Origin of the sequence: Curtobacterium sp. MCPF17_047 (genome assembly GCF_003234045.1) — a bacterium.
Classification (GTDB): domain Bacteria; phylum Actinomycetota; class Actinomycetes; order Actinomycetales; family Microbacteriaceae; genus Curtobacterium.
The window spans coordinates 80,362-106,684 of record NZ_QKSF01000013.1 but is presented as its reverse complement, the minus strand read 5'-3'; the positions used below and the strand labels follow the sequence as shown (position 1 = coordinate 106,684).

Annotated in this window: 20 protein-coding genes; 11 read left to right on the top strand and 9 right to left on the bottom strand. The window is 71.8% G+C overall.

Features of this window, described 5'->3' with window-relative positions; genetic code table 11:
- Positions 1 to 826: 826 nt before the first annotated feature.
- Positions 827 to 1,123, bottom strand: a complete 297-nt coding sequence (locus DEJ33_RS13665) for a hypothetical protein (protein WP_111078782.1) — start codon at positions 1,121 to 1,123, stop codon at positions 827 to 829.
- Between the two features lie 111 nt (positions 1,124 to 1,234).
- Positions 1,235 to 2,491: an inorganic phosphate transporter gene (locus tag DEJ33_RS13660; RefSeq protein ID WP_110903952.1), complete on the bottom strand. Its 1,257-nt coding sequence runs from the start codon at positions 2,489 to 2,491 to the stop codon at positions 1,235 to 1,237.
- 113 nt (positions 2,492 to 2,604) lie between these two features.
- Here DEJ33_RS13660 and DEJ33_RS13655 point away from each other — a divergent pair, with 113 nt between their 5' ends.
- The 3 genes from DEJ33_RS13655 to DEJ33_RS13645 all read left to right on the top strand — a co-directional run bounded on the left by DEJ33_RS13655 (position 2,605) and on the right by DEJ33_RS13645 (position 6,033).
- Complete coding sequence (locus DEJ33_RS13655; RefSeq protein ID WP_111045185.1) at positions 2,605 to 4,293, top strand: sodium:proton antiporter; 1,689 nt, start codon at positions 2,605 to 2,607, stop codon at positions 4,291 to 4,293.
- Positions 4,294 to 4,361: 68 nt separating this feature from the next.
- Positions 4,362 to 5,717 (top strand): ABC transporter permease, encoded by a 1,356-nt coding sequence (locus DEJ33_RS13650; protein WP_111195256.1) that lies wholly within the window; start codon positions 4,362 to 4,364, stop codon positions 5,715 to 5,717.
- Positions 5,718 to 5,748: 31 nt separating this feature from the next.
- Positions 5,749 to 6,033, top strand: a complete 285-nt coding sequence (locus DEJ33_RS13645; protein ID WP_111195255.1) for a hypothetical protein — start codon at positions 5,749 to 5,751, stop codon at positions 6,031 to 6,033.
- 46 nt (positions 6,034 to 6,079) lie between these two features.
- Here the strand turns inward: DEJ33_RS13645 and DEJ33_RS13640 are convergent, their stop codons facing one another.
- The gene (locus tag DEJ33_RS13640) at positions 6,080 to 6,598 is read right to left on the bottom strand and encodes an 8-oxo-dGTP diphosphatase (protein WP_181437312.1); all 519 of its coding nucleotides are present in this window, start codon (positions 6,596 to 6,598) and stop codon (positions 6,080 to 6,082) included.
- A gap of 64 nt (positions 6,599 to 6,662) precedes the next feature.
- On the opposite strand from DEJ33_RS13640, the gene DEJ33_RS13635 reads away from it, so the two are divergent.
- Both DEJ33_RS13635 and DEJ33_RS13630 read left to right on the top strand, forming a co-directional pair.
- On the top strand, positions 6,663 to 7,013 hold the full coding sequence (locus DEJ33_RS13635; protein ID WP_110904027.1) for a tryptophan synthase subunit alpha: 351 nt from the start codon (positions 6,663 to 6,665) through the stop codon (positions 7,011 to 7,013).
- Between the two features lie 25 nt (positions 7,014 to 7,038).
- Entirely contained in the window at positions 7,039 to 7,929 is an 891-nt protein-coding gene (locus DEJ33_RS13630) for an aminodeoxychorismate lyase (protein WP_111195253.1), read from the top strand.
- 88 nt (positions 7,930 to 8,017) lie between these two features.
- Here DEJ33_RS13630 and DEJ33_RS13625 read toward each other — a convergent pair whose 3' ends face one another.
- Positions 8,018 to 9,220 (bottom strand): amidohydrolase, encoded by a 1,203-nt coding sequence (locus DEJ33_RS13625; protein WP_111195252.1) that lies wholly within the window; start codon positions 9,218 to 9,220, stop codon positions 8,018 to 8,020.
- Positions 9,221 to 9,440: 220 nt separating this feature from the next.
- On the opposite strand from DEJ33_RS13625, the gene DEJ33_RS16980 reads away from it, so the two are divergent.
- Together DEJ33_RS16980 and DEJ33_RS13615 are read left to right on the top strand one after the other, a co-directional pair.
- Entirely contained in the window at positions 9,441 to 10,649 is a 1,209-nt protein-coding gene (locus DEJ33_RS16980) for a Fic family protein (protein ID WP_181437311.1), read from the top strand.
- Between the two features lie 28 nt (positions 10,650 to 10,677).
- Entirely contained in the window at positions 10,678 to 12,852 is a 2,175-nt protein-coding gene (locus DEJ33_RS13615) for a S9 family peptidase (protein ID WP_375342153.1), read from the top strand.
- Positions 12,853 to 12,936: 84 nt separating this feature from the next.
- Here DEJ33_RS13615 and DEJ33_RS13610 read toward each other — a convergent pair whose 3' ends face one another.
- A complete protein-coding gene (locus DEJ33_RS13610) occupies positions 12,937 to 14,451 on the bottom strand; it encodes a CYTH domain-containing protein (RefSeq protein ID WP_111195250.1) in 1,515 nt (504 codons plus the stop codon).
- 173 nt (positions 14,452 to 14,624) lie between these two features.
- Here DEJ33_RS13610 and DEJ33_RS13605 point away from each other — a divergent pair, with 173 nt between their 5' ends.
- Complete coding sequence (locus DEJ33_RS13605) at positions 14,625 to 14,897, top strand: mycoredoxin (RefSeq protein ID WP_110903960.1); 273 nt, start codon at positions 14,625 to 14,627, stop codon at positions 14,895 to 14,897.
- A 168-nt stretch (positions 14,898 to 15,065) separates the two neighbouring features.
- Here DEJ33_RS13605 and DEJ33_RS13600 read toward each other — a convergent pair whose 3' ends face one another.
- Positions 15,066 to 17,192 (bottom strand): DEAD/DEAH box helicase, encoded by a 2,127-nt coding sequence (locus DEJ33_RS13600; RefSeq protein ID WP_111195249.1) that lies wholly within the window; start codon positions 17,190 to 17,192, stop codon positions 15,066 to 15,068.
- Between the two features lie 466 nt (positions 17,193 to 17,658).
- Positions 17,659 to 18,900: an aminoglycoside phosphotransferase family protein gene (locus DEJ33_RS13595; protein ID WP_111237994.1), complete on the bottom strand. Its 1,242-nt coding sequence runs from the start codon at positions 18,898 to 18,900 to the stop codon at positions 17,659 to 17,661.
- Positions 18,901 to 18,979: 79 nt separating this feature from the next.
- On the opposite strand from DEJ33_RS13595, the gene DEJ33_RS13590 reads away from it, so the two are divergent.
- Positions 18,980 to 20,041 carry an aromatic acid exporter family protein gene (locus DEJ33_RS13590; protein WP_111195248.1) on the top strand — a complete coding sequence of 354 codons (1,062 nt, stop codon included), beginning with the start codon at positions 18,980 to 18,982 and terminating at the stop codon, positions 20,039 to 20,041.
- A gap of 21 nt (positions 20,042 to 20,062) precedes the next feature.
- Here the strand turns inward: DEJ33_RS13590 and DEJ33_RS13585 are convergent, their stop codons facing one another.
- Positions 20,063 to 20,380: a hypothetical protein gene (locus DEJ33_RS13585; RefSeq protein WP_111195247.1), complete on the bottom strand. Its 318-nt coding sequence runs from the start codon at positions 20,378 to 20,380 to the stop codon at positions 20,063 to 20,065.
- Positions 20,381 to 20,587: 207 nt separating this feature from the next.
- Between DEJ33_RS13585 and DEJ33_RS13580 the strand changes: the two genes are divergently transcribed.
- Complete coding sequence (locus tag DEJ33_RS13580) at positions 20,588 to 21,265, top strand: response regulator transcription factor (protein ID WP_111195246.1); 678 nt, start codon at positions 20,588 to 20,590, stop codon at positions 21,263 to 21,265.
- Entirely contained in the window at positions 21,228 to 22,790 is a 1,563-nt protein-coding gene (locus tag DEJ33_RS13575) for a cell wall metabolism sensor histidine kinase WalK (RefSeq protein ID WP_258378170.1), read from the top strand. Before DEJ33_RS13580 ends, DEJ33_RS13575 begins: the two co-directional genes overlap by 38 nt.
- 56 nt (positions 22,791 to 22,846) lie before the next feature.
- Here DEJ33_RS13575 and DEJ33_RS13570 read toward each other — a convergent pair whose 3' ends face one another.
- The gene (locus tag DEJ33_RS13570) at positions 22,847 to 26,314 is read right to left on the bottom strand and encodes an error-prone DNA polymerase (protein ID WP_111195245.1); all 3,468 of its coding nucleotides are present in this window, start codon (positions 26,312 to 26,314) and stop codon (positions 22,847 to 22,849) included.
- Positions 26,315 to 26,323: the final 9 nt, after the last annotated feature.

Here is a 26,323-nt window from a genome sequence, read left to right as displayed (position 1 = left end):
GGGTAGAGCGGGCGAGCGGGCGGAGCGAGGCGAGGCGAGCGGGCGGGATGCCAAGGTCCTCTCCCCGCCCGCCACGGGGTTCCGCCCGCTCGCCGTCATGGGGACGGGAGGCGCACCACCCGGCCGCCACGCGCCTCCCGTCCGCCTTGGGGTGAGTGGGCGGAAATGGGCGGTTCCATCCGCCGCAGCGGTGCGTTTTCCGCCCGCTCACACCCGCGTGTCGACTCGAACGGGGCCCGCTCCGGCGAGCGGGTGGAAGCGGGCGGTGCCATCCGCCGCAGCGGTGCGTTTCCGCCCGCCCGCGTGCGCGGGGACGGGAGGCGCGGGGCCAGGCCCCCAGGCGCCTCCAGGCCGCCAGCTGCCCAGTGGGCGGCGGGCGAACGGGCGCAAAGCGGCGCACGCACGGCGCGCGCGCCGCCTTTCCGCCCGCTCACACCCGAGGCGGAGTCGCTCTGGTGAGCGGGCGTTGCAGGAGGGTGCACTCGCGACGGACCCTGGTACTCCGCCCGCTCGCGTGAGCCGGACGGGAGGCACGGGACCAGCCCGCCTCGAACCTCCCGTCCGGCAGACGGCGAGCGGGCACGACCCGTGGCGCGACCGTCACGCACCCTGGCATTCCGCCCGCTCACGCCCGAGGGCGGACGGGAGGCACGGGACCAGCCCGCCTCGAACCTCCCGTCCGGCAGACGGCGAGCGGGCACGAACCCGTGGCGCGACCGTCACGCACCCTGGCATTCCGCCCGCTCGCCCAGCGGACCGGCACGCTCGGCAACGCGACAGCGGCCGGCCCGGAGGCCGACCGCTGTCGGATGGGTCGCGCGGTTCCTCAGTGGAAGGCGGGCACGATCAGGTAGATGCCGTAGAGCACGGCCGCACCGCAGAGCACGAAGCAGACCACGGCGAGCGCCCGCAGCATCCGGACGGCCGACGCCGCGGCGTTCGGGTTCGGGAAGCCCGCCGTGGCCGGTCCGATCGTGCCGTCGTCCTTCACGGTGTACTTGCCGGCCCGGGTGTCGGCGGCGCTCCAGAAGCGGAGGCCGACGGAGTACACCGAGACGACGAAGCACGCAGAGACGACGGCGACGAGTGCCACGAGGAGGAACGCTCCCCAGTCGATGCCCATCAGCAGGTCCTCCCGAGCCGGAACGCTCCGCGGCGTCCGTCAGTGGCGATGCCCATCAGCAGATCCTCCCGAGCCGGAACGCTCCGCGGCGTCCGTCAGTGGCGATGCCCATCAGCGACGGCCTCCCTTGCGTCCGGCCATGCGGCGGAGCGTCCGCTCACGGCTCAGTTCGGCGCGGCGGGCGGCGACGGCCTCAGCGCGCTTCTTGCGTTGCAGTCCGCGCTGCTCCTTGCGGGTCAGCACGGCGTTCGCGGCGACGTCGATCTCGATGGCCGAGGCGTGCTCGTGCGGCTTGCGGAGCGACCACAGGTACAGGCCGAGGATCACGATCGCACCGACGACCGCGTCGATCACCAGGCCGATCACGCCGAAGCGGGCGATGCCCGACGCGACCGCGCCGACCGCAGCCGCCGCCGGCAGGGTGATGAACCAGGCGATGACGATCTTGCCCGCGGTCGACCACTGGATCTTCGACCCGCGCCGACCGAGTCCGGCGCCGATGATCGACCCGGAGGACACCTGCGTGGTGGAGAGCGCGAAGCCGAGGTGGCTCGAGGCCAGGATCGTCGCAGCGGTCGAGGCCTCGGCGGCGAACCCCTGCGTCGCACGGATCTCGGTGATGCCCGAACCGAGGGTGCGGATGATGCGCCACCCGCCGGTGTAGGTACCGAGTGCGATCGCGAGCGCGCAGGCCACCACTACCCAGAACTGCACGCCCTGGTCCGCCGACTGGGCACCAGACGCGATCAGCGTGAGCGTGATGACGCCCATCGTCTTCTGCGCGTCGTTCGTGCCGTGTGCGAGCGACACCATCGACGAGGTGAAGATCTGGCCGATGCGGAAGCCGCCCCGCTCGTTCGGGAACACCGGGCGCCGCGTGATCCGGTACGCGATCCGCGTGGCGAGCAGCGACACCAGCGACGCGATCACCGGCGACAGGAACGCGGGGATGATCACCACCGTCAGCAGCGCCGCGTAGTTCACCGAGTCGAAGCCGGCCCCGACGATCGCGGCGCCGATGAGGCCACCGAAGAGCGCATGCGAGGACGACGACGGTAGGCCGCGCAGCCACGTGATCATGTTCCAGACCACCGCGCCGATCAGACCCGCGAAGATCATCTCCGGACTGATGGCGACGCCACCGGGTCCCTCGTTGATGAGCCCGTGCGAGATCGACGTCGCCACAGCAGTGCTGAGGAACGCCCCGACGAGGTTGAGCACCGCTGCGACGGAGACCGCCACCGTGGGCTTCATGGCGCCGGTCGCGATCGGGGTCGCCATTGCGTTGGCGGTGTCGTGAAAACCGTTTGTGAAGTCGAAGAAGAGGGCCAACGCAATGACCAGGACGACTATGAGCGTGATGTCCACCGCGGGCAAGTGTCCCAGGCGAGGGGGCATCGAGCAAGCCGGACGGACACCTGTTGTTCATCTGGCCTTCACGTTCGCTCAGGTCCGCGGCTCCGGGATGGGAAGATGGACCCGTGGACATCGCCGAGTTGCTCATCCTGCTGGTCGGATCGCTCGCCGTCACGGGGTTCGCTCGGGCCTGGGGACTCCCGGCACCGCTGCTCGTCACCGCCGTCGCCCTGGGCGTGTCGTTCATCCCCGGACTGCCGCACATCGAGATCGACTCAGAGGTGATCCTCACGGTCGTCCTGCCGCCGCTGCTCTACTCGGCGGCGCTCGACGTGTCGTGGCAGAGCTTCCGCGGCTCGATCAAGCAGATCCGACGGCTCGGGATCTTCCTGGTCATCGTCACGGCGCTCGCGGTCGGCCTGGCGGCGTACCTGATCATCCCGGACATGACGTGGCCCGCAGCGATCCTCCTGGGCGCCATCGTCGCCCCGCCCGACGCGGTGTCCGCCGCGGCCATCGGTCGGAAGCTCGGGCTCCCCCGACGCGTGATGACGGTGCTCTCCGGCGAGAGCCTGATCAACGACGCCGCGTCCCTGACGCTGGTCCGGGTGTTCACACTGATCATCGCCGGGGCCTCGTTGACGATCTGGCAGGACCTCGCGATCTTCGGCCTCGCGATCGGCGTCGGACTCGTCGTCGGCGGCGTCCTGGGCGTCCTCGTGCACTGGATCCGGATGCGGATCAACGACCCGGTGGTCGAGACGATCATGAGCATCCTGCTGCCGTTCGTCGCGTACATCCTGGCCGAGGAGCTGTCCGGCTCCGGCGTCATCGCGGTCGTCACCGCCGGGCTCTACATCGGCTACAACTCGCCGAAGGAGGGGTACGCGACCCGACTGCAGGAACGCCCGCTCTGGACGAGCATCGACGTCATCCTCGAGGGCTTCGTCTTCGCGCTGATCGGACTGCAGCTCAACACGGTCGTGCAGGACCTGGTGGAGAGCGAACGCAGCCTCGGCCAGACCCTGACCGCCGCTGCCGTCGTGCTCGCCGTCGTGATCCTGGTCCGACCGCTGTTCATCTTCGAGTCCTACGCCCGGAACCGTCTCCACGGTCGCTTCATCCGTCCCCTGCGCGTCCGGCTGTCCCGAGGACACCGTTCCCTGCGCTGGATCCGCGGCACGGCGGAACCGAGACTGAACTGGCGCGAGTTGACGGTGATCTCGTGGACCGGCATGCGCGGGGTGGTGACCCTCGCCGCCGCCGTCTCCGTCGTCGCGAGCCCGACGCAGATCCCGGCGCAGGACACGATCTTCGTGATCGCGTTCATCGTCACCGTCGGCACCCTCCTGCTGCAGGGGCTGACGCTGCCGTTCGTGATCCGCGCCCTCAGGGTGCAGGACCCGGCCGAGGACGACAAGGACCGCCGCAGCGAGATGCTGCTCAACCAACGGACGACCGTCGCCGCGATCGAGCTGCTCGACCGCCGTCGGCCGGAGTGGGGCACCCGGTACGGTCCGGAAGCGACCGACAAGGTCCTCGCCCGCCTGAAGGCCCGTCTCGAACGCCAGGCGGAGACGTTCCGGCAGGACGCAGAAGAAGAGGAGTCCGAGGACCGCAGGACCTCGGTCCGGCTCCGCGGGACGCAGATCCAGGACATCCGCCGCGAGCTGCTCGACCGCCGACGCGAGATCGTCCTCGAGGAACGCGAGAAGGGCAACCTCGACGAGGAGGTCATGCGCCGCGTGCTCGTGACCCTCGACGCCGAAGAGCTCGCGATGGACTCGGCGCAGGCGTCCCGCAGCCGTTCCTGACCTGCCCGCACCCTGGCGCCCGGGCGTACCCTGGAACGCCAGACGACAGGACAGGAGCGCACCGCCGAGTGAGCACGCCGCGGAACGAAGCACGCAGGAACAACGACCTCCCGACGCGCAGCGCCGACGAGACTGCGCGGGTCGCGCACGAGCGGTCACGGCCGGTCCACCGCCCCGGCCGGGAGGCCCGCCCCACTCCGCCACCGAAGCAACACATCGGCCGCTACCGCCGTTGGTACGCCACGTTGCACCCGTCACTGCAGCTCATCGGGCTCCAGCTGTGGATGCCGCTGTTCTTCATCGTCGGGTTCTGCCTCTGCTACGTGTTCGCCTTCCACGCCCCGCATCCGCACGACGTCCCGATCGGCATCGTCGGCAGCGACCAGACGCTCATCGGGGCCGTGCAGAAGGCCCTCCCCGGCGAGTACCTCTTCTCGTCCTACGACTCGCTCGCCGGCGCGAAGCGCGACGTCGTCGCGGGGACGATCGCGGTGGCCTTCGACCCGTCGGCCAACGAGCTGTTCAAGGCCAGCGCGCACCAGTTCCAGGTCGCGAGCCTGGTGCCCGCCACACTGACCGCGGTGCTGACCGGCGCGGGACTGGCCGCTCCCCGGGTGACCGAGCTCGCTCCCCTGCCGGCCTACGACGAGTACGGCACGGTCGCGATGTACGTGATGCTGGCGTGGTGCATCGGCGGCTACATGGTCGCGATGTTCATCGGCATCATGGGCGGCCCGCTGCGCCACCGGACGCGCATGACGGTCATCGTCACCGGTGGTCTGGTCATCTCGCTCATCACGAACACCCTCGCCGGCCCCGTCGTCGGCGCGATCCACGGGCACTTCATCCCGCTCGTCCTCATCGCCTGGGGCTGGATCGTGGCGATCGGGCTGGCGGTGAACGGCCTGAGCTACTTCGTCGGACGGTTCATCGCCGCGCCGGCCATGATCTGCTTCGTCTTCCTGTCGATGCCGTCCTCCGGTGGCGCCTACCCGAAGTGGTTCATGCCGGAGCCGTTCGCGTGGCTCAACAACGTCGTGGTCGGCTCGAGCATGGTCGACATGATCAAGCACCAGCTCTACGGCGTCGGCCCGGGCCCGGAGCGCGGCCTGGTCACGATGGGCTGCTACGCCGCCGCCGGGCTCGTCCTGATGTTCCTCGGCAAGAAGTGGTGGGAACGCCGCCGGATCCGCGCGATCGTCACCGGCCGGACCACGATGTTCCAGGACGCGAACACCGCGAACCGCGAGTTCCTGGGCCGTGAGCGTGACGCCGAACTCGAGCGGAACGGTCTCATCTCGACCGAGACCGGCACGCTGCAGGTCCTGCGCGACGACGACTGGGAGGACGAACGCGCCGCCGGTGACGTCTTCACCGGCGGACGCGACGGGCTCGAGAACCAGCCGCTGAACCCACGTCGATGAGCGTCCGAGCGAGGGCTATCCTGATCCGATCATGACCCGTACCGCCTGGCACCGCCTCCTCATGACGATCGTCGTCGTCTTCCTCGTCATCGCCGCGCTGTCCTACGTCACGAGCATCGTGCTCGCGCCGGGCGGTGGCCGCAGCGTCGCCGGGCTCTGGGACGGCTGGGCGATGTTCGCGCTCGTCGCCGCGATCGCGTTCGGCGTCGTCGACTTCTTCGTCCGGCCGCTCGGCGGACAGAGCGGGGACGCGGACGTGATGGCCGAGGCCGAAGCCGCGCGCACCGGCAACACCCCGACGCAGCGCGCACGCTGACGAGCGTCGGCGGTCAGAGCGTCAGGACGGCCGTGCCGGGCAGCGATCAGGCCGGTTCGCCGATCCCCGTCCCGGTGAACCCGGCGACCGAGGCGTTGTCCTCCGCGAACACCACCCGCGCATCGACCTGCCCGCCAGCCAGGACCCCGGGCAGCCAGTAGCGCGCGTCGTCCCACATCGCGTCGTACGGCACGGCGTCCACCGGCACCCAGCGGGGCTCCAGCTCGTCACCACCCGACGGGTCGCCTTGCCAGCGGCGGCAGACGAAGACGTCCGAGACCTGGGACCAGGACGGGCGGAACGGGAACCGGTAGTCCAACGTGCCACGGGCCTCCAGGTCGGCCGGGTCGATGCGGAGGCCCACCTCCTCCGCCACCTCGCGCACGGCGGTCTCGACCGCTGTCTCGTCACCCTCGCGCTTGCCGCCCGGCCCGACCACGCGCCCGGTGCCGAGGCCCCGCCGCTTCTCGCCGAGCAGCACCTCCGGCCCGTCCGCACCGTCCCGCAGGAGGTACACGACGACGACGGCCGGGTGCTGGGACTTGCTCTCGTCGCGCTCGGTCATGTGTCCAGTGTGGCCGATCGGATGACGTACGCTCGTTGCATGGCAGGCGTGCTGTGGGGGCGTCATGGCTGAGTCTCGCAGGACGGGGCGCAGCCTCGAGGTGCTGCGCGCCGAAGCCGCCGAGGAGATCTCGGTCATCGTCGAACACCGGTGTCGGCAGGGTGACGATCCCTGGGACTTCATGCACACGCTGCCGAGCGTCGACGAGCAGGTCGTGCTGATCCTCCGGGCCGAGGCGATGGAGCTCGACGTCCGCATCGGCCAGCGCAGCGCACAGTGGTCGTCGCACCCGGCCTCCGGGCACGGCACCGAGCACGGCGAGGAGTACCACCGCCTCCGCCGTATCGCGCTCCAGCACCCGGAACTCACCGAGGCCGTGTGGAAGCTCATGGACGCACTGCCCGGTGGTCGCTGACAACCGCCTGGGGTTGGATGGGGGCATGACCGACACCGTCCTCGCCGTCCTGAACCAGCCCTCCCGCGCTGCCGCGCCGCACGACCCGGAGGCGGAGGCCTTCACGTGGGTGAAGCCGCTCGAGGAGCACATCCAGGTGATGGACCTCGGCCTGACCCGGGGTGACGGTGTGTTCGAGACGATCACGGTCATCGACGGCCGTCCGCAGGCACTCGAGGCGCACCTCGCCCGCTTCGGTCGGTCCGCCGCCAAGCTCGACCTGCCGGAGCCGGACCTCGATGCCTGGCGACAGGCGATCGAAGCGGTCTGCGCACGGCTGGACCCGGTGCGCGAGGCGTACGCGAAGACCGTCCTGACGCGCGGGGTCGAGGGCCTCGGCCGTCCGACCGGCTGGGTCTACGCGGCCCCCTCCGCCGACCAGACCCGCGACCGCACCGAGGGCATCGGCGTCGTCACCCTGGACCGCGGCTACCGGCACGACGTCGAGCGGACGTCGCCATGGCTGCTGCAGGGCGCGAAGACGCTGTCGTACGCGATCAACATGGCCGCCCTCCGCGAGGCCGTCCGCCGCGGTGCCGACGACGCGCTCTTCGTCTCGACCGACGGGTACGTCCTCGAAGGCACCCGCGCGAACCTGGTCATGGCGGTCGGTGGCCGCCTCGTCACCCCACGGACCGACATCGGGATCCTGGACGGCACCACGCAGGCGGACGTCTTCCGCTTCGCCGAGCAGGAGGGCATCGAGACCGCCTACGAACTCGTCACGCTCGACGACCTGCGGGCCGCGGACGCGCTGTGGCTGGTGTCGAGCATCCGGCAGGCCGCTCCGATCCACACGGTCAACGGCGTGCCGCAGGAGATGGACCTCGGGATGACGGAGCGCATCAACGACTTCCTCCTGTCGCGTCAGGACTGAACCGGCCGGACCCGACGACGGACGGGAGGCTCGGTGCGGCGCCGCACCGAGCCTCCCGTCCGTCAGCCGGTCACCGACACCGGGCTGGTCACCAGCGCGGTGTCGTCACGCCCTGTCCGTCGACGTAGGCGAAGACCTGCTCGCCCTCGATCCAGACGCGCTGGGCGCGGCTGGTGGCGTCGAGCGGGTCGCCGTCCCAGAGGACCAGGTCGGCGTCGAGCCCCTCGGCGATGCGCCCGACCCGGTCCCCGAAGCCGAGGATGTCGGCCGGGGCCGAGGTGATCGCTTCGAGCGCGGTCTGTCGCGGCAGGCCGTCGCGCACCGCCATCGTCGCCTGGGTGACGAGCATGTTGATCGGGACGACGGGCGCGTCGGTGGTGATCGCGACGCGGACACCGGCTGCCGCGATCGTGGTGAGGTTCGGGATGCCGCGGTCGCGCAGCTCGACCTTGGAACGGCTGGTGAACAGCGGCCCGTAGATCACCGGGATGCCCTTCTCGGCGAGCAGGTCGGCGATCTTGTGGGCCTCGGTGCCGTGGTTGACGACCAGGCGGTAGCCGAACTCCTCGGCGAGACGGACGGCGGTGGCGATGTCGTCGTGGCGATGGGTGTGCTGGTCCCAGGCGAGTTCGCCGTCGAGGACGCGGACCAGGGCCTCCTTCGTGAGGTCACGGGTGAACGGCTCGTCCTTCCGTGCGGCGGCGTCACGGGCCGCCCGGTAGTCCTGCGCGGCGACGAACGCCTCGCGGATCACCTTCGCCACGCCGAGGCGGGTGGAGGGGGTCTGCCCCTTCTCGCCGTAGACCCGCTTCGGGTTCTCGCCGAGGGCGCTCTTGATGCTCACCGCGTCGGAGATGAGCTGCTCGTCGATGGTCCGGCCACCCCAGGTCTTGATCGCGACCGTCTGCCCACCGATGGGGTTGCCGGAGCCGGGCTTCACCACGATGCTCGTGATGCCGCCGGAGAGGGCGTCGCGGAACCCCTCGTCGTCGATGTCGACCGCGTCGATCGCGCGGACGGCGGCCATGTTCGGGCCGGTCATCTCGTTGGTGTCGTTGCCGGCCGAGCCGTTCGCCTCCTCGTGGATGCCGACGTGGCCGTGGGCCTCGACGAAGCCTGGCAGCAGCCAGGCGCCGGCAGCGTCGATCACGGGCAGGCCGTCGGGAGGCGTCACGTCGGGTCCGACGGCCGTGATCCGGCCGTCCTGGACGACGACCGCTCCCCCGTCGAACTCCGCCCCGTCCACGGGGACGACGTGGGCACCGATGATCACGAACGAGTTGTCAGTCATTCCACAACGGTACCGATCCCATCGGCGGACGCCTCGGTCTTCGTACACGACATACGGGTTCTTCGCGGTGGAGGACGGCTCGTGGGTACCTTCTGGGGACCCGACGAGCGGAGGCAGGATGCACCACCACGACACCCGGCCGCCCCGGCCTGACTGGCCGGCGCACCGCACGGCGACCCGACCGTGGCGCAGCAGTGGACGACCGCCCCGAGCCGACCGCATGGTCCGCTCGGTCCGGTGCTCGCTGCCGCCCCGCATCGCCCACCGCACCTGGACCGCACCCCCGACCACGGCGGACTTCGTGTCGCGGGTGACCGAGCGCCTGACGGACCTCGACCGACGCCTCGGTGACCGCACCGCGACCTTCGACCTGCTGCTCGCCCGGACCGAGGCCGTCTCGTCCTCCCGGATCGAGGACGAGCACGCCACGCTCGACGACTACGCCCGAGCCCTCGTCGGCATCCGCGCGAACGGCAGCGCGACGGCGATGGTCGGCGCGACCGCGGCCCTCAGGGCGATGATCGACGACGCCGGCCGGGGCGGCATCACCGAGCGCTCGGTGCTCGACGCGCACGCCGTGCTCATGCGGGACGACCCCGTCGACGGCCCAGTCGCCGGGCGCTGGCGGCAGGTGCAGAACTGGATCGGTGGCGGAGCGTCCCCGCGCGACGCCGCGTACGTCCCGCCGCCGGCCGACGACGTCGCCGAGGCCATGGACGACCTGTTCGCCTTCCTGTCGCGGGACGAACTCGACCCGATCGTCCAGGCGGCGATCGCCCACGCCCAGTTCGAGTCCATCCACCCGTTCATCGACGGCAACGGGCGGATCGGCCGCGCCCTCGTCAACGCCGTGCTCCGACGACGCGGTCTGACGTCCTCGCTCGTTGTCCCCGTGGCCGCGGCACTCGTCGCGGACCGGGCCGGGTACTTCGCCGAACTCGTCCGGTACCGGAACGGGCACGTCGACGGTGTCGTGACCCTGGTCGCCGCGGCGATCGGCACCGTGTGTGACGAGGTCGAGTACGCGGCACTCCGCCTCGACGAGATCGAGCACGACCGCGCCGCGGTGCACAGCACGAGCTGCGGACCCCGGGTGACGCACGACTCCGCGGTGCTCCGCGTCCTGCTCGCGGACCCGGTCCTGACCGAGGCGGCGATCAGTGCCGCGCTGCCGCCGGACCTGCCGTGGACGGACGCGGTGATCGACGACCTGGTCGACGCGGGCGTGCTGCGGCCGGTCACCGAGCGGCGACGGGGCCGGGCCTGGGTGGCGTCGGACGTGCTGGCGGAGCTCGACGCGCTCGCGGAACGCATCCGGGCGGCCGTGGTGCCGTCGACCTCGGCGGCCGTGCCGGCGGGCTCGGCGGTGGATGCCGAGGCGGTGGGCGGAGCGGCGGGGCCGGGTCGGTCCTCCATGCCGAGCGAATAGGGTGGGCCGGGTGACCAGCGAGCACGACGTGACCATCCCGCCGACCGCCGCCAAGCGGCCCCGGACGCGGACCCACCACGGCATCGACTTCGTCGACGACTACGAGTGGCTGCGCGACAAGGAGTCCCCGGACACCATCGCGTACCTCGAAGCCGAGAACCGCTACACCGAGGGGCAGACCGAGCACCTCAGCGGGCTCCGTCAGCGGCTCTTCGACGAGGTCAAGACCCGCGTGCAGGAGACCGACCTCTCGGTCCCCGTCCGCATGGGCCAGTGGTGGTACTTCACCCGGACCAGCGAGGGCAGCCAGTACGGGGTGCAGTGCCGCGCTCCGATCAGCGGACCCGACGACTGGACCCCGCCGTCGCTCGAGGCGGCAGCCGAGGACTCGCCGACGGGCGCCGGCACCCTGCCCGGGGAAGAGGTGGTCCTGGACGGCAACGCCCTGGCCGAGGGGCACGACTTCTTCTCGCTCGGCACCTACGACATCAGCGACGACGGTCGCCGGCTGGTCTACGGCGTCGACGTCGAGGGGGACGAGCGCTACACCCTGGCGGTCCGGGACCTCGAGACGGGACAGGACCTCGGCGACACGATACCGAACACCGGAGCCGGCGCGACGTTCGACCCCTCGGGCCGGTACGTCTTCTACCCGACCGTCGACGACTCGTGGCGACCGGACCGCATCTGGCGGCACACCGTCGGTACGTCCGCGGACGCGGACGTGGTGGTGTTCGAGGAGCCGGACGACCGCTACTGGGTCGGCGTGGGCGTGACCCGCTCGTCGCAGTACATCGTCATCGAGCTCGGGTCGAAGATCACCTCCGAGGCGCTCGTCCTCGACGCGTCCGACCCGACCGGCGAGTTCCGTGTGGTGTGGCCCCGTCGTGAGGGCGTGGAGTACGAGATCGAGCACGCGATCGTCGGCGGCAGCGACCGACTGCTGGTCCTGCACAACGACGGCGCCGAGAACTTCGAGCTGGTGGACGTCCCCGCCGACGACCCGACGTCGGAGTCCGACCGCCGCGTCGTCGTCGCGCACCACGCCGAGCGACGCATCGAGTCGGTCGACGCCTTCGCCGGACACCTGGTGCTCGAGTACCGGTCCGAGGCGCTCCCCCGGATCGCGATCATCCCGATCGAGGGCGACGGCTACGGCGACGCGCACGAGGTCCCCTTCGACGAGGCGCTGTTCTCGGCTGGCCTCGGTGGCAACCCCGAGTGGGACCAGCCGACGCTCCGCCTCGGGTACACGTCCTTCGTCACCCCGTCCGAGGTCAGCGACCTGGACCTGGCGACCGGCGAGGTCACCGTGCTGAAGCGGCAGCCGGTGCTGGGCGGCTACGACCCGGCCGACTACGTGCAGGAGCGCGACTGGGCGACCGCGTCCGACGGCACGCGGGTCCCGATCTCGCTCGTGTGGCGCCGTGACGCCGTCGATGCCGACACCCCGGCCCCGCTGCACCTGTACGGGTACGGCTCGTACGAGCACTCGATCGACCCGGGCTTCAGTGTGATGCGCCTGTCGATGCTCGACCGCGGGGTCGTCTTCGCCGTCGCCCACGTCCGCGGTGGCGGCGAGCTCGGCCGGCACTGGTACGAGGACGGCAAGACCCTGACGAAGAAAAACACGTTCACGGACTTCGTCGCCGTCGCCGATCACCTCATCGACAGCGGCCGGACCACGCCCGAGCGTCTGGTGGCCGAGGGCGGCAGCGCCGGCGGCCTGCTGATGGGCGCGGTCGCGAACCTGGCACCCGAACGCTTCGCGGGCATCCTCGCCGCGGTGCCGTTCGTCGACGCGCTGACCAGCATCCTCGACCCGGACCTGCCGCTGACCGTCATCGAGTGGGACGAGTGGGGCGACCCGCTGCACGACCCCGAGGTCTACCGGTACATGAGCGAGTACTCGCCGTACGAGAACGTCCGCGACGACGTGCAGTACCCGCGCATCCTCGCTGTGACCTCCATCAACGACACCCGTGTGCTCTACGTCGAGCCGGCGAAGTGGACTGCGAAGCTGCGCGAGGTCGGCGCTCCGGTGCTCCTGAAGACCGAGATGTCCGCCGGACACGGTGGTGTCAGCGGTCGGTACGACTCGTGGAAGGAGCGTGCGTCCGAGCTGGCCTGGCTGCTCGACGTGCTCGGACTGGCCGACGTCTCCCCCGCAGCCGCGAGCGCGAACCCGATCGCGGCGGGCTGACCCGGAGCACGGACCGAATCCGGCCCGACGACGACGGCGCGCACCCGAGCAGGGTGCGCGCCGTCGTGGTTCCGGGCGTCGCCGTCACACGCGGTTGAGCGCGTGCACCGCCTCGTCGTAGGACTCCTCGGCCACGCGGACCCGGTCTCCCGCCAGGACCCCGTACCCGAAGGTGCCCTCGCCGGCCCGTTCCGCGATGCCGGCCTGCACGCGCAGCTGCTCGAGCGCGTGCAGCGACCGGACCCGCTCGGTGAGCACGTCGGCCGCGGTGCCGATGCGCTTCCACAGCGCATGCGGGAACGCGTCGTCGCCGAGGACGTCCATCGCCATCCGGGCGCGGAGCGTCGCGTGCCAGGCACGCTGGGTCGCCTCGCGGTCGCCGGCCTCGTCGGCGGGGTCGTCCCCGACGGCGACGCGGACGAGGTCGCGGATGCGCGGCTTCTCGATCGCCGAGACGTCCTGCGCGACCCGCTTCGGGTCGCGCAGGGCCCACGCCGTCGGTCGGGGGCGCTCAACGGCGTCGTCGAGGGCGTCGAGCAGTTCGAGGAACGACTCCTCGTGCAGGGACAGGACGACTCCGCGGGTGGCGTCGTCGCGGCGCTGGCGAGTGGCGGCGAGGACGCGCTCGCGGGTGATGGAGTCGACGAGCGCCTCCTGCGCCGGGCTCGACGCGTGCGGCAGTCGGTCGACCAGGTACTCGGCGAGGGCGGCTCGTGCCGTGACGGCTGCGAGTGCGTCGGCCGCGGCGGCGGCCCGGTCGATCTCGTCCCCGTCGGCGAAGGCCGGCCGGTACGACCCGAGGACGGCGGCGATGCCGAGCGCGGTCTCGGCCGTCTCGGCCAGGTCGGTCGGTGCGCCGGACCGGAGTCCGGCCTCCAGTCGGAGCAGCGTGCCGCGGAGCTTCCGCAGCCGCTTGGTGAGTGCGCGCGCCGCGGTGCCCTTGTGCGGCTTCTCCTCGGTCTGGAGGCGCGGTGCCGGTGCCCCCGCCAGCCCCCGTGCCAGCTTGGACGCGACGGCGGCGGGGCCGGCGCCGACGGCGGCGAACCGGCCGTCCAGGGCGGCGAAGAGTTCGTGCGCGATCTGCGGGTCGACGCCCTCGACGGCTTCGACCTCGACCTCCCGCCAGGTGTTCGGGTCCGCCGGCGCGTCGTCGTCGAGGCGTTCGGCGACGACCCGGTCGTCGGCGAGTTCGGCGACCTGGTCACCGTCCTCGTCCAGCAGGCGGGTGACGGTGCGGGTGGTGGTGATGCGGACGACGGGGTGGAGTCCGCGGCCGCGGCGTTCGGTGAAGAGTGCGGCGAGGACGTCGACAGGCACGGTGTCCGGGTCCTCGGTGAGCGGGAAGTGCTGCTCGTGGCGGACGGTGTCGGACTCGGCGCGCTTGATGTGCCAGCCGGCGTCGTGTCCGCCGGTCCGCCGTCGGACGGTGACGTGGGCGGCGACGAGGTCGTACCGCTGGGTGTCCCAGTAGGTGGCGTCGAGCTCGAAGGGCTCCTGGACGTCGGTCTGCATGATCCCGCCGGCGCCGACCAGGTCGGGCAGTGCGGCGCCGTCGGGCAGGTCGTAGGTGCGCTCGATCTCGAGGTGGGTGTCGCTCACACGGTCTTGTCTACCAGGGTGGCGGCGTGGTCCTCACCACGGGTGGGTCGGCGGTGTGGCCGTCGTCCCTCGTCAGGGAGCCGCGGCCGGACGCGGGGCCGGAGGCTCGGTCGGACGCAGGGTCGGACGCGGGGTCGGACGCGCCTCCCGGGAACCGGGGTTACCGTGAGCACATGAGCGAGACGATCACCCGTGACGCGTTCGTGCCCGAGGCCGGCGGCGTCACCATGTTCACGACTTCCTGGTGCGGCTACTGCGCCCGACTGAAGAACCAGATGACCAAGGCGGGCGTGCCCTTCCGCGAGGTCGACATCGAGAACACGCCCGGCACGGCCGAGCTGGTCGCCGAGGTCAACGGCGGCAACCAGACCGTGCCGACGCTGGTCTTCCCCGACGGCAGCACGGCGACGAACCCGTCCCTGGCCGAGGTGCAGTCGCGCGTCTGACGCGCGGCGGCGCCCGGCCCCGGCGCCCGGCGTAAGCCGGCCCCGGCGCCCGGCGCAAGCCGGACCCGCACAACAGGAACCCGCTCGAACCACGGTCTCCCGTGGTTCGAGCGGGTTCCTGTTGTGCGCAGCCGAACGGCGCCAGCCGGCCAGCCAGCCAGCCGCGCCCTACCGCGAGAGCGCGTCGAGCAGCAGCGCCGCCATCGCGTCGAGCTGGATGTCGCCGGAGTCGACGACCTCTTCGTCCGACCCGTCGAGCGCGCGGGCGGCGAGGCCGGCCTTCGAGTCGATGAGCTCGGCGATCTTGGTGTCGATCGTCTGCGCGGCGATGATGCGCCACGCGGTGACCGGCTCTTCCTGACCGATGCGGTGCACGCGGTCGATCGCCTGCGTCTGCTCGGCGCTCGTCCACGACAGTTCGGCGAGGACGACGTTGGACGCCACCTGCAGGTTCAGGCCGACGCCCGCCGCGGTGAGCGAGCAGACGATGACGGCCACGTCGGGGTCGTTCACGAACGAGTCGATCTCGGCCGTGCGCTGCGCAGGCGTCTGGTCGCCGCGGATCGTCGCGGTGCGCAGGTGCCGGCGGGCGAAGACCTCTTCCGCCTGGTCCATCACGTCGAGGTGCTTGGCGAAGAACACGACCTTGCCGACGTTCGAGGCGAGCTGCGCCGCGTAGTCCGCCGCGAGCTGCGCCTTGGCACGGCCGATGCGACGCACCATCGAGAACACGTTCTCCCCGGTGGACGAGGCGTCCTGGTCCTCGAGCTCCCAGCGGGCGACCTGGCGGACGAGCTTCTCGTCGATGCCGTCGACCGGCGCCTGGCCGGTACGGGCAGCGAGTGCCTGGTGGTACCGCTTGACCAGCTTCGCGGTGAGCTCGCGCTCGGCGTCGCGGATGGAACGGCCCTCGTCGCCGTCGAGCTCGACGGGGATGTCGGCGATCCGGCGGGCCGGGATGTCCGCGGCGACGTCGACCTTGCGGCGACGGACGATGCCCAGGTCGATCACGGCCTTGCGCGCCTCGGTGAAGAAGCCCTGGTCGGCGGGGGTCAACCCGATCTCCTCGAGCTCGTTCATGAGCTGCGCGCGGGGCTTCTTGTCGTCGATCCAGCCGAGGAACTCCCAGATCGTGCGGAAGTCCTCGACCGAGTTGATGAGCGGCGTCCCGGTCAGAGCCATCAGCAGCGGGTTCGCGGTGCGCTCGCGGATCTTCTCGGCGAGCTGCAGCACGAACTTCGAGCGCTGCGAGTCCTTGTTCTTGATGAAGTGGGCTTCGTCGACGACCATGCCCTTGAACCCGAAGGTCCCGAGCCAACCGACGTGCCGGTCGAGGATCTCGTAGTTGACGATGATGATGTCGGCGAACCCGTCGAGGTCCTGGCCGTCCCCGTGGATGACCGTGGCCCGGTGGTTCGGCACCCAGCGCTCGGCCTCGCGAGCCCAGTTCGTCTTGACGACGTTCGGGACGACGACGAGCAGCGGGAACGCCTTCGCGGCGTCGGCAGCGAGCAGCGACTCCGCGGTCTTGCCGAGGCCCGGCTCGTCGGCGAGCAGGAAGGTGCGGTGCCCCTGCGCCGCCGAGGTGACGAGCTCCGCCTGGTGCTTCATCAGCGAGGCACCGGCCGGGGTGTGCAGCGTGGCGGGCTCGGGCAGCGGCATCGAGGCCACTCCGCCGCCGGCGCCGTACTCGAAGGACTTGAACAGCGGACCGAAGAGCTCCCAGTTCGCCAGACGACGCGGGTGCGCCACGGGCTGGTCGGCGAGCGCGAAGTCGGGCGGCAGGAACGGGTTCGCGAGCTGCCGCTGCACGACGGACTGCGGCACCACGGACCGCTCGGGCGTCTCGACCGCAGCGGTCGGTTCGGCTGCGATGACCAGGTCCTCGGGCTGCAGCTCGATGCCGGCGGCGATCAGCATGTCGCGCTTCACCGTGCGCGTGGCCTCGGAGACCGAGGCTTCCTCGGTGAGGAGCTGGATGACACTGGTGTCCCGCGCAGCGGTCTTCGCGAGGATCGTGGCGACCCCGTCGAGGCGCTTCAGCTGCTCGGCCCGCTGCGAGTCGGTGAGGGTCGCGTCCGCCTTGACGCGCGCACGCTCCTCGCGCATGAGCAGGGCGACAGCCTGGAACTTCGTGCGGTTCGTCGCCTTGAGCGGGCCCCGCTGCGCGGCGGCTTCGACCTCGCGCACGGCGCGGGCGAGAACGGGGATGAGGCCGTCGTTGTCGAGCGGCCGGGTCCGGCGCGCAGCCGTCCGCGTGCCACCGGCAGCGCGACGGGTACCTGATCGAGCCAAGGCTCCTCCTGTTCCGCCCTCGTCGGGGCGAGCCACCCGGTACGGGCGGAAGTCGTGTGGTGCGGCTGCCGTGTGTCGTGGCCGTCGCACCGGTGTCCACCGCGGGCCGCCGTGGCCCGCAGCACGCCGGCACGTTCCGGCAGGACGCATCGGGGGCCCAGGTGCGGGCCGGTGGCCGATGTGACGGTCTGCGCGGGAGTCCGGCGGCGTCTCACGCACGCCACCCATCCCGGAGGAGGTCCCCCGGAGAACGTCCTGGAGGTCTGACCTACCAGGCGACGCGGCTGCGGCCCGCACCGGCCAGGGACCGGTCGTCGCGGCAGGGATCGACGCGACATGCGAGCACGCCGTGCGTGCGCGGTCAGTTTACTCCCCCGGCACCGCCGGAGGCGACTCTCCACACCCCGCGCGTGGCGGGCGTCCCGACCGGGACACGGCGTTACGGGCAGGGCGGACGGGACGGGCGTCAGCGGTGCGGTGCGGAGCGGGGCCGGCCGGCACCGGACGGGAGGCTCGGGGCCGGTTCCGCCAGGGCAGCCCGCGTCGCCGCGAGCAGCTGCTCCGCCGTCGCGATCCCGTTCACCGACCCGGTGGTCGCCTGCCCGCCCGCGTGCGCGAGGAGTTGTGCCCCGATCGCCGGCCCGAGGCGCTCGGCCTCCTGCGGGTTCCGGGCGGCCCAGTCCCGGGCGACGGCGTCCGCGAGGCGCTCGGCGGCGGCACCGCGGTCCACGTCACCACGGGAGCGGTGCCACAGCCCGGTGACGACGAGGTGCGCGACGACCGCGCCGACGTCCCGCACCGGGTACCCCCAACCGGCGGTGTCGATGTCGAGCAGGCCGGAGATGCGCCACGGCTCGTCCTCGTCGACGAAGACCTGCTCGAGGTGCAGGTCACCGTGCACGACCTGCTTCTGCGCGGCGTTCCAGCCGATCGACCGGCGCCCGATCGCGTCGTACAGGCGGTCGATCTCCTCGGCGTCCCCGGGCAGCGCGGTCGTCAGGGTACGGCGGTGCCAGTCCGCGTGGTCCATCGCGTCCGCACGCGCCTGCTGCGTCATCGGGACCGCGGCGATGCGGCCGGTCAGCGCTGCGAGGGACGCCACGAAGCGCGGGTCGTCCGCGATCTCGACGATCCGGCTGCCGGCCGGGACACCCCGGACGAGCTCGAGGACGAGCAGCCCGTCACCGCGGCTCGCCAGCACGCGCGGCACCGGGAGCCCGGCCGCCGCGAACTGCTCGTGGGTGCGGACGATCGGTGCGACCCGGTGCGGCCGGACGATCTTGATGAAGAGGGTGCGCTCGGGTGCGTCGACGCGGACCACGGCACGCTTGCCGGGCCGGTAGGCGGCCACCGTCAGGGTCGGGTCCGTCACCGGCATCCCGAGCGTGGTCAGGAGTTCGGCGACGGCGTCCCGGTAGGTCACCTGCGGCAGCACCGGGAGGCCCGGGTCGTTCGGGTAGGCCCACACAGACACCGGCTCCCCCGTCGCGGGGTCGGTGACGATCGCGCTGTTCTGGTCGTGGGCGCCGCCGGTGTCGACGTAGGTCAGGACGGTGGCCCGCTGGCCGTTCCGGTCGAGGGTGTCGACCTCGTACCCGTAGAGGTAACCGTTGCCCGAGGGTTCGACCGAGTGCGCACGGGCGGCCACGACGGACGTCCCGGACCCGGCGAAGGCCTCGGGGATGACACGCTCATGGTTGGGCCACACGGCCACAGTCAACCGTGTGTGCGGGGATTCGGCGCGTTGCCGAGCGGCTCGGCGTGCGGCTCCTGGCTAGCGTGGAGGGGTGAACCCGGTCAGGCGCCTCCGCAGCTCCAGCCGCACCCCGTTCCTCCAGGTCGTGAAGACCGCGGTGGCGGTGGTCGCGGCGGTGCTGCTGTGCGAGCTCCTGATCCGTGGACCGTTCCCGACCTTCGCCGCGATCGCCGCCCTGCTCGTCGTGCAGCCGAGCATCAACCAGTCGTTCGTGAAGGGCCTGGAGCGCAGCGCCGGGGTCCTGCTCGGCGTGGTCCTGGCGACCGGGGTGCACCTGCTCCTCGGCGACGCGGTGTGGATCGTGCTGCTCGTGGTCGTCCTGGCGATCCTGCTCGCCTGGGCACTGCGCCTGACCCCGACCTCGGCGACGCAGGTCGGCATCAGCGGGATGCTCGTGCTGACCGCCGGGGTCGTCACGCCGAACTACTCGGCCGACCGCATCCTCGAGACCGTGATCGGCGCGGTCGTCGCGCTCGTGGTGAACGCCGTCATCGTGCCGCCGGTCCTCCTCGAACCCGCACACCTGGCCGTCGCACGACTCGCCCGCGACACCGCCGCCGCGTTCGAACGCATCGCCGTCGGCCTGACCGAGGGGTGGAACCACGAGCAGTGGGACGCAGCCCTGCTGCAGGCCCGGGCGCTCCGGCAGCAGCACGGCCGGACGGAGGCCGCGCTGACCTCGGCTCGCGACTCGCTCGCCATGAACCCCCGCGGCGGTCGGCACCACACCGTCCTCGAGCGGGACGTCGCCGTCGCCGAACACCTGCGCGTCCTCGTCACCCGGGTCACGGGCATGACACGCGCCGTCCGGGACAACACCGCCCCGGACCTCCGTGCCGACCCGATGGTGGGGCGGATCGCCACCGAGGTCGCCCGCATCGGCTCCGACGTCCGCCGCCTCGGCGCGCAGGTCGAGTCGGCACGACTCACGCCGGGCGAGCTCGCCGAAGGACCGGAGGAGACCGCGGTCGAGCACGCGCTGACCGCGCCGCTCGCGGTCGTCCGGCCGAACTCCCGGCACTGGGTGCTCATCGGAGCGCTGCTGGAGGACGTCCGGCGCGTCCGTGAGGAACTGCTCGGCGAGGACGACTGAGCAGTCTGCTCCGACGTCGGGTCAGCGGACGGGTTCGTCCGTGCCGCACGCGGCCTGGCGCGCCGCCTCGAGGAGGTCCGCCCACACCCCCGCCGCTGGCCACGACGGGTCGGACGTGACCACCTCGACGTCGGCGAACCGACGGATCTCGGCGACCACGGCCTCCCGGCCGGCTGCACGCGCGGCGCGACCCGCTCCGTCCAGCACGGCGGCGAGCAGGTCGGCGACGACGCGGTCGCGATGTGGTCCGTCGAGCGGACCGAGACCGACGACGCCCTCCCGGGCGGAGTCGAGCTCGGCGCGCAGGCGGACGATCTCCGGACGGTCCGGGTCGTGCATGGTGCCCCCCAGTACAGGACGGTCTGTCGGGTACAGCGTCCGGGCCGGAGCATAGCAAGGCGATGGTCCCGGCCAGTACCCGTCGGTCTCGAGCTGTCCACCGGACGCAACGGGACGCCCGCCGTGCTGTGACGGTGTTCAGGCGTGCCGGATGCCGATCCGCCCGCCGGACGGCGTTCGGTGCCACGATGGTCGCGGGAGGTCCAGATGCGCTTGTTGGTGGTCGAGGACGATGACGAGATGCGCGCGCTCATGGAGCGCGGGCTCGCTGCCGAGGGGTACCGCGTCACCGCGGTCGAGAACGGCGTGGAGGCGCTGATCGCCCTCGGTGAGCAGGCCTACGACATCGCCGTGGTCGACGTGATGATGCCCGGCATGTCCGGGTTCGAGCTCGCTCGACGCGTCCGCGAACGGGAGGACCCGGTCCGGATCCTCCTCGTCACCGCACGTGACGCCGTCGACGACCGGGTGTTCGGACTCGACGCCGGCGCCGACGACTACCTCACCAAGCCCTTCGCGTTCGCCGAACTCACCGCCAGGCTCCGTGCGCTCGGCCGCCGTGAACCGGTCGGTGCTCCCCGCACCATCGAGGTCGGCGACGTCTCGATCGACTCCGAAGCACGCCGCGTGTCCATCAAGGGCCAGCGCGTCGCCATGAGCCCCACCGAGTTCGCGCTGCTGCGGCTGCTCGCCCGCTCGGTCGGCACGGTCGTCGACCGCCCGAAGATCCTCGAAGAGGTCTGGGACGGCTCGCAGCACGTCGACCCGAACGTCGTCGAGCAGTACATCTCGTACCTGCGGAAGAAGCTCGTCGCGCAGGAGGCGACCGTCGCCATCAGCACCGTCCGTGGCCGCGGCTACCGACTCGACCTCGTCGGCGCGTGACGACCGCGTGACGCGGTCGGACGGGGCAGCACCCGCGCGGCGGACCCGGTGGACGCTGCGATCGCTCTCGCTACGTGCCCGCATCACCATCGGCTCGACGGTGATCGCGGCGGTCGTCATCGCGCTGCTCGTGATCGTGATGCGCCTGCAGGTCGTCAGCGTCGTCGCGCGGGCCACCGAGACCCTGCTCGACGCCGACACCGACCCGTACGTCGCCACGCTCGAGGTCGACAGCAACCCGAACCTCTCCCCGCCCGGCAACGCGCAGTTCGTCGCGGTGGTCTCACCCACGGGCGACATCACCCTGTCATCGATGCCCGGACGCCTCGAACAGGCGCTCGGGAGTCTCCGCTCCACCCCGGCCGGCACCTCGGTGATCGACGTCGGCGACTCCGAGTACCGCGTCGTCGTCGAACACCCGGTGAACCAGGCTGGACGCTGGACCGTGGTCGCCGCCCGCAACTCGCAGGCCGAGGCGATCGTCGTCGACGACCTGACCACCACGCTGTCCTTCACGGGTCTGGCGATCCTGGTGGCCTTCGGCGTCGCCTCGTGGGTGCTGGCCACCACGGCGCTGCGTCCCGTCAACCGGATGCGTCGTGAGGCCGAACGGCTCTCCGTCGCCCCGGAGCGCGCCGAGCTGCCGGTCGGCCCCGCGCAGGACGAGCTGGCGTCCCTCGCCACGACCCTGAACGCCTTCCTCGCGCGGACCCGCCAGGCCACCGAGCGGGAACGCCAGATGGTGTCGGACGCCAGCCACGAGCTGCGCACCCCGCTCGCGATCCTCACCACCCAGCTCGACCTGGCGTCCCTGGACGGGGACGACGCCCAGGCCCTCGCCGCCCACATCGAACGTGCGAAGAACAGCGTCGCCCGGCTCTCGAGGCTCGCCAACGACCTGCTCACCCTGTCCCGCATCGAGGAGTCGGAACGCCGATCGGCGGACGGCGCCCCGCAGACGGCCACCGCGTGGTCGGACCTGGGCGACGAGGTCATGGCCGCCGTCGACCGCGTCCGCCTCATCGCGAGCGCCAAGGACGTCACGGTCGACTTCGAACTCGATCCGCCCGTCGCGGTCGGTGGCTCGGGCCCCGGCATCGGCGGCGGCACGGTGGAACCGCGGTACCGGCTCGACACCGGCGGGATGGCGCAACTCGTCACGAACACCGCAGGCAACGCGGTCGCCGCACTCCCCCGAGGCGGCAGCGTCGTCGTCACCTGGCGGACCACCCCCGGCGAGGGTGTGTTGCAGATCACCGACGACGGCCCCGGCGTCCCCGAGTCGTTCGTACCGGTCGCGTTCGACCGTTTCACCCGGCCCGACGAGGCCCGCACGTCACGACGCGACCCGGACGCTGTGCCCGGCATCCCGATGCCGGGCGGCTCCGGACTCGGACTCGCGATCGTCCGCGCGATCGCCGAACGGGCTGGAGGCTCGGCCACCCTCCGCAACGTCCCGGCCGGCGGGCTCGAGGTCACCATCCGCGTCCCTGAGGTGCGGGTCACGCCGAACCCTCGCCGCTGACGGATCCGGGGAGTGCCGCGCTCACGGGTGCTCCCGCGCTCACGGGAAGTGCGCGCTCACTGGAAGTCCCGGGACCGGGTCCGGACCGCGAGGGGCAGGTGCTCGATCCGGTCCGCGACCAGGTTCACGACGCCGTCCGGCGAGCGTTCCAGGATCCCCCGCACGATGACCGCCGGCGACTCCCGGGCCACCCGTCGGTACCGCCCCCACACGCCGACGCTGCAGATGACGTTCACCAGCCCGGACTCGTCCTCGACGTTGAGGAACGTGATGCCCGACGCCGTCGCCGGACGCTGCCGGTGTGTGACGATGCCGCCGACCTCGACGCGCCGACCGGTCTCCGCCGTCCGGGTGTCCTCGACGCTGAGCACCCCGCGATGGGACAGCTCCGGACGGAGGTGTCCCATCGGGTGGTCGTCGGTCGACATGCCCGTCGACCACATGTCCGCGATGAGGACGTCCCCGCTCGTCATCTGCCCGAACAGCGGCGGCTGCACGACGACCTGGGTGTCCGGCAACTGGTCGGCCCGCTCGGCCGCCGCCTGCGCTGCGGACCACATGCCGGCCCGGCGGTCGATGCCCAGGGACTCGAACGCGTCGGCGGCGGCGAGGGCCTCGAGCTGTGCCGTGGTGAGGCCGACCCGCCTGGCCAGGTCGGACATGTCGGTGAAGGACCCGTTCGCCCGCCGTTCGGCGACGATGCGCTCGGCGCTGCGTCGGCCGAGCGAGGCGACCTCGGCCAACCCGAGTCGCACGGCGAACGCGCCGTCCCGTCGGTGGGCGGCGGTGTCGTCCTCGGCGTCCCGGTCGAAGGGCAGCACGGGCGGTTGCTCCGTCGCCAGGCACGCGTCCCCCAGACCGCCGGCGGCGTGAGCGGCGGAACCCGTGGGACCCGTGGGACCGGCGGAACGATCGGGCTGGTCGGGGTCGTCGATCGGCTCGAGGGTCGCGTCGACCTCGGACCGCAGGATGTCCGGCCGGAGCACACGGACCCCGTGCCGCCGGGCGTCGGCGACGAGGGTCTGCGGTGAGTAGAAGCCCATCGGCTGCGCCCGGAGCAGCGCCGCCAGGAACGCTCCCGGGTAGTGCAGGCGCATCCACGCGCTGGCGTAGACGATGAGCGCGAAGCTGATCGAGTGGCTCTCCGCGAAGCCGAAGTTCGCGAACGCCTGGATCTTGGCGTAGATGGCGTCGGCGTCCTCGCCGAGGATGCCGTTCTCCGCCATCCCCCGGTAGAGCTTGTCCCGGAGCCGGTCGATCTTCTCGAGGCCACGCTTGGACCCCATCGCACGGCGGAGCAGGTCGGCGTCGTCCCCGGAGCAGTTGCCGACCGCGATCGCCATCTGCATGAGCTGTTCCTGGAACAGCGGCACGCCGAGCGTCCGTTCCAGCACGGGTTCGAGGGCCGGGTGCATGTAGGTGACCGGTTCCTCGCCGGTGCGGCGTCGGATGTACGGGTGGACCGCGCCGCCCTGGATCGGCCCGGGGCGGACGAGGGCGACCTCGATGACCAGGTCGTAGAACCGTCGGGGCAGCAGCCGGGGCAGCGTGCCCATCTGCGCGCGGGACTCCACCTGGAAGACCCCGATCGTGTCCGCGCGGCAGAGCTGGTCGTAGACCCCCTGTTCCTCCTTCGGGATGGCGTGCATGTCCCACCGCTCCCCGCAGTGGTCCGCAGCCAGGTCGAACGAGTACTGCAGCGCGGCGAGCATGCCGAGCCCGAGCATGTCGAACTTCACGAGCCCCATGTAGGCGCAGTCGTCCTTGTCCCACTGCAGGACGGTCCGGCCGTCCATCCGGGCGTGCTCGATCGGCACGACCTCGCCCACCGGCCGATCGGTCAGGACCATCCCGCCGGAGTGGATGCCGAGGTGCCGCGGGAACCCGAGGACCTGCTGCGCCAGGTCGACCACGGGCTCCGGGATGTCGTGGTCCTGGCTCTCGGTGACCGAGCCCCACCGCTCGACCTGCTTCGACCAGGCATCCTGCTGGCCGGGGCTGTGGCCGAGCGCCTTCGCCATGTCCCGCACGGCACCCTTGGGCCGGTAGGTGATGACGTTCGCGACCTGTGCGGCGTTGAACCGGCCGTACTTGTCGTAGACGTACTGGATCACCTCTTCCCGCCGGTCGGAGTCGAAGTCCACGTCGATGTCGGGTTCCTCGTCGCGCATCGACGACAGGAACCGCTCGAACGGCAAGCCGTACCGGATCGAGTCGACCGCGGTGATCTCGAGCAGGAAGCAGACCGCCGAGTTCGCCGCGGACCCGCGTCCCTGGCAGAGGATCCCCCGGCTCCGGGCGAACTGCACCATGTCCCGGACGATGAGGAAGTAGCCGGGGAACCCCTTGTCCTCGATGACGGACAGTTCGCGTTCGATGCGCTCCCGCTTGTGGGCGTCCACCCCGTCGGCGTCCCCGGGGTAGAACCGACGCGCACCGCGCCATGTGAGGTCTCGCAACCAGCTCATCGGGGTGTGACCGTCCGGCACGTCCAGGTCGGGCAAGCCGGGCTTCGCCGTGCGCAGCGCGAACCCGAGCTCGTCGGCGAGCTCCACACTCCGCTCCACCGCTCCGGGCCACCGCGCGAACCGCCGCGCCATCTCGGCACCGGAACGGAGGTGCGCGGTGTCGGCCGCCGGCAACCACCCGTCGATCTCGTCGAGACTGCGGCGGGCCCGGACCGCGGCGAGGGCGGTCGCGACCGGGAACCGGTCCGGGGTCGCGTAGTGCACGTTCCCGGTCGCCACGACGGGCAGCGCGTGCCGTTCGGCGAGGACGGCGAGGACGTCGTTCCGGGCGCTGTCGAGCGGGTCACCGTGGTCGGAGAGCTCCACCACCACGTTGCCGGTGCCGAACCGGTCCAGCAGTGCGCGGAGGGCCTGCTCGGCAGCGCTCTCACCGCCGCGTTCGAGGGCCTGACGGACGCTGCCCTTCCGACAGCCGGTGAGCACCCGCCACCGGCCGCCCGAACGTTCTGCGAGGTCGTCGAGGTCGTACCGCGGCCGACCCTTCTCGGAGCCCGCGGCGAGGTGCGCGGCCGTCACCGCGCCGGCCATCCGGTGGTACCCGTCCTGCCCGTCGGCCAGGAGCAGCAGGTGCGAGCCCTCGGGGTCGGGGACGCCGTTCTGTGGTTCGGTGAGGCCGAGCGACAGCTCGGCACCGTAGACCGTGGTGATGCTCGGGTACGTCTCGGCGACCTCGGCCATCCGGGCGGCCCCGTAGAAGCCGTCGTGGTCCGTGATCGCCAGTCCACGGAGGCCCAGTCGTGCGGCCTCTTCCAACAGGTGCTCGGGCGGGCTCGCGCCGTCCAGGAAGCTGAAGGTCGAGTGCGCGTGGAGTTCGGCGTACGGGACGGCCGGGGGCGCGTCGGGCGCGGCGGGGTCCGCCGGTCGGTACGGCGCACGCTTCCGCGACCAGGCCGGGCTGTCCCCACCGTCGCCCTCGGGGGTCGTGCCCGGGCTCCGCTTGTCGGAGAGGGCGCGCTCGAACTGCGACCACGGGATCGGCGGGTTGTTGTACCCCATCAGGAACCG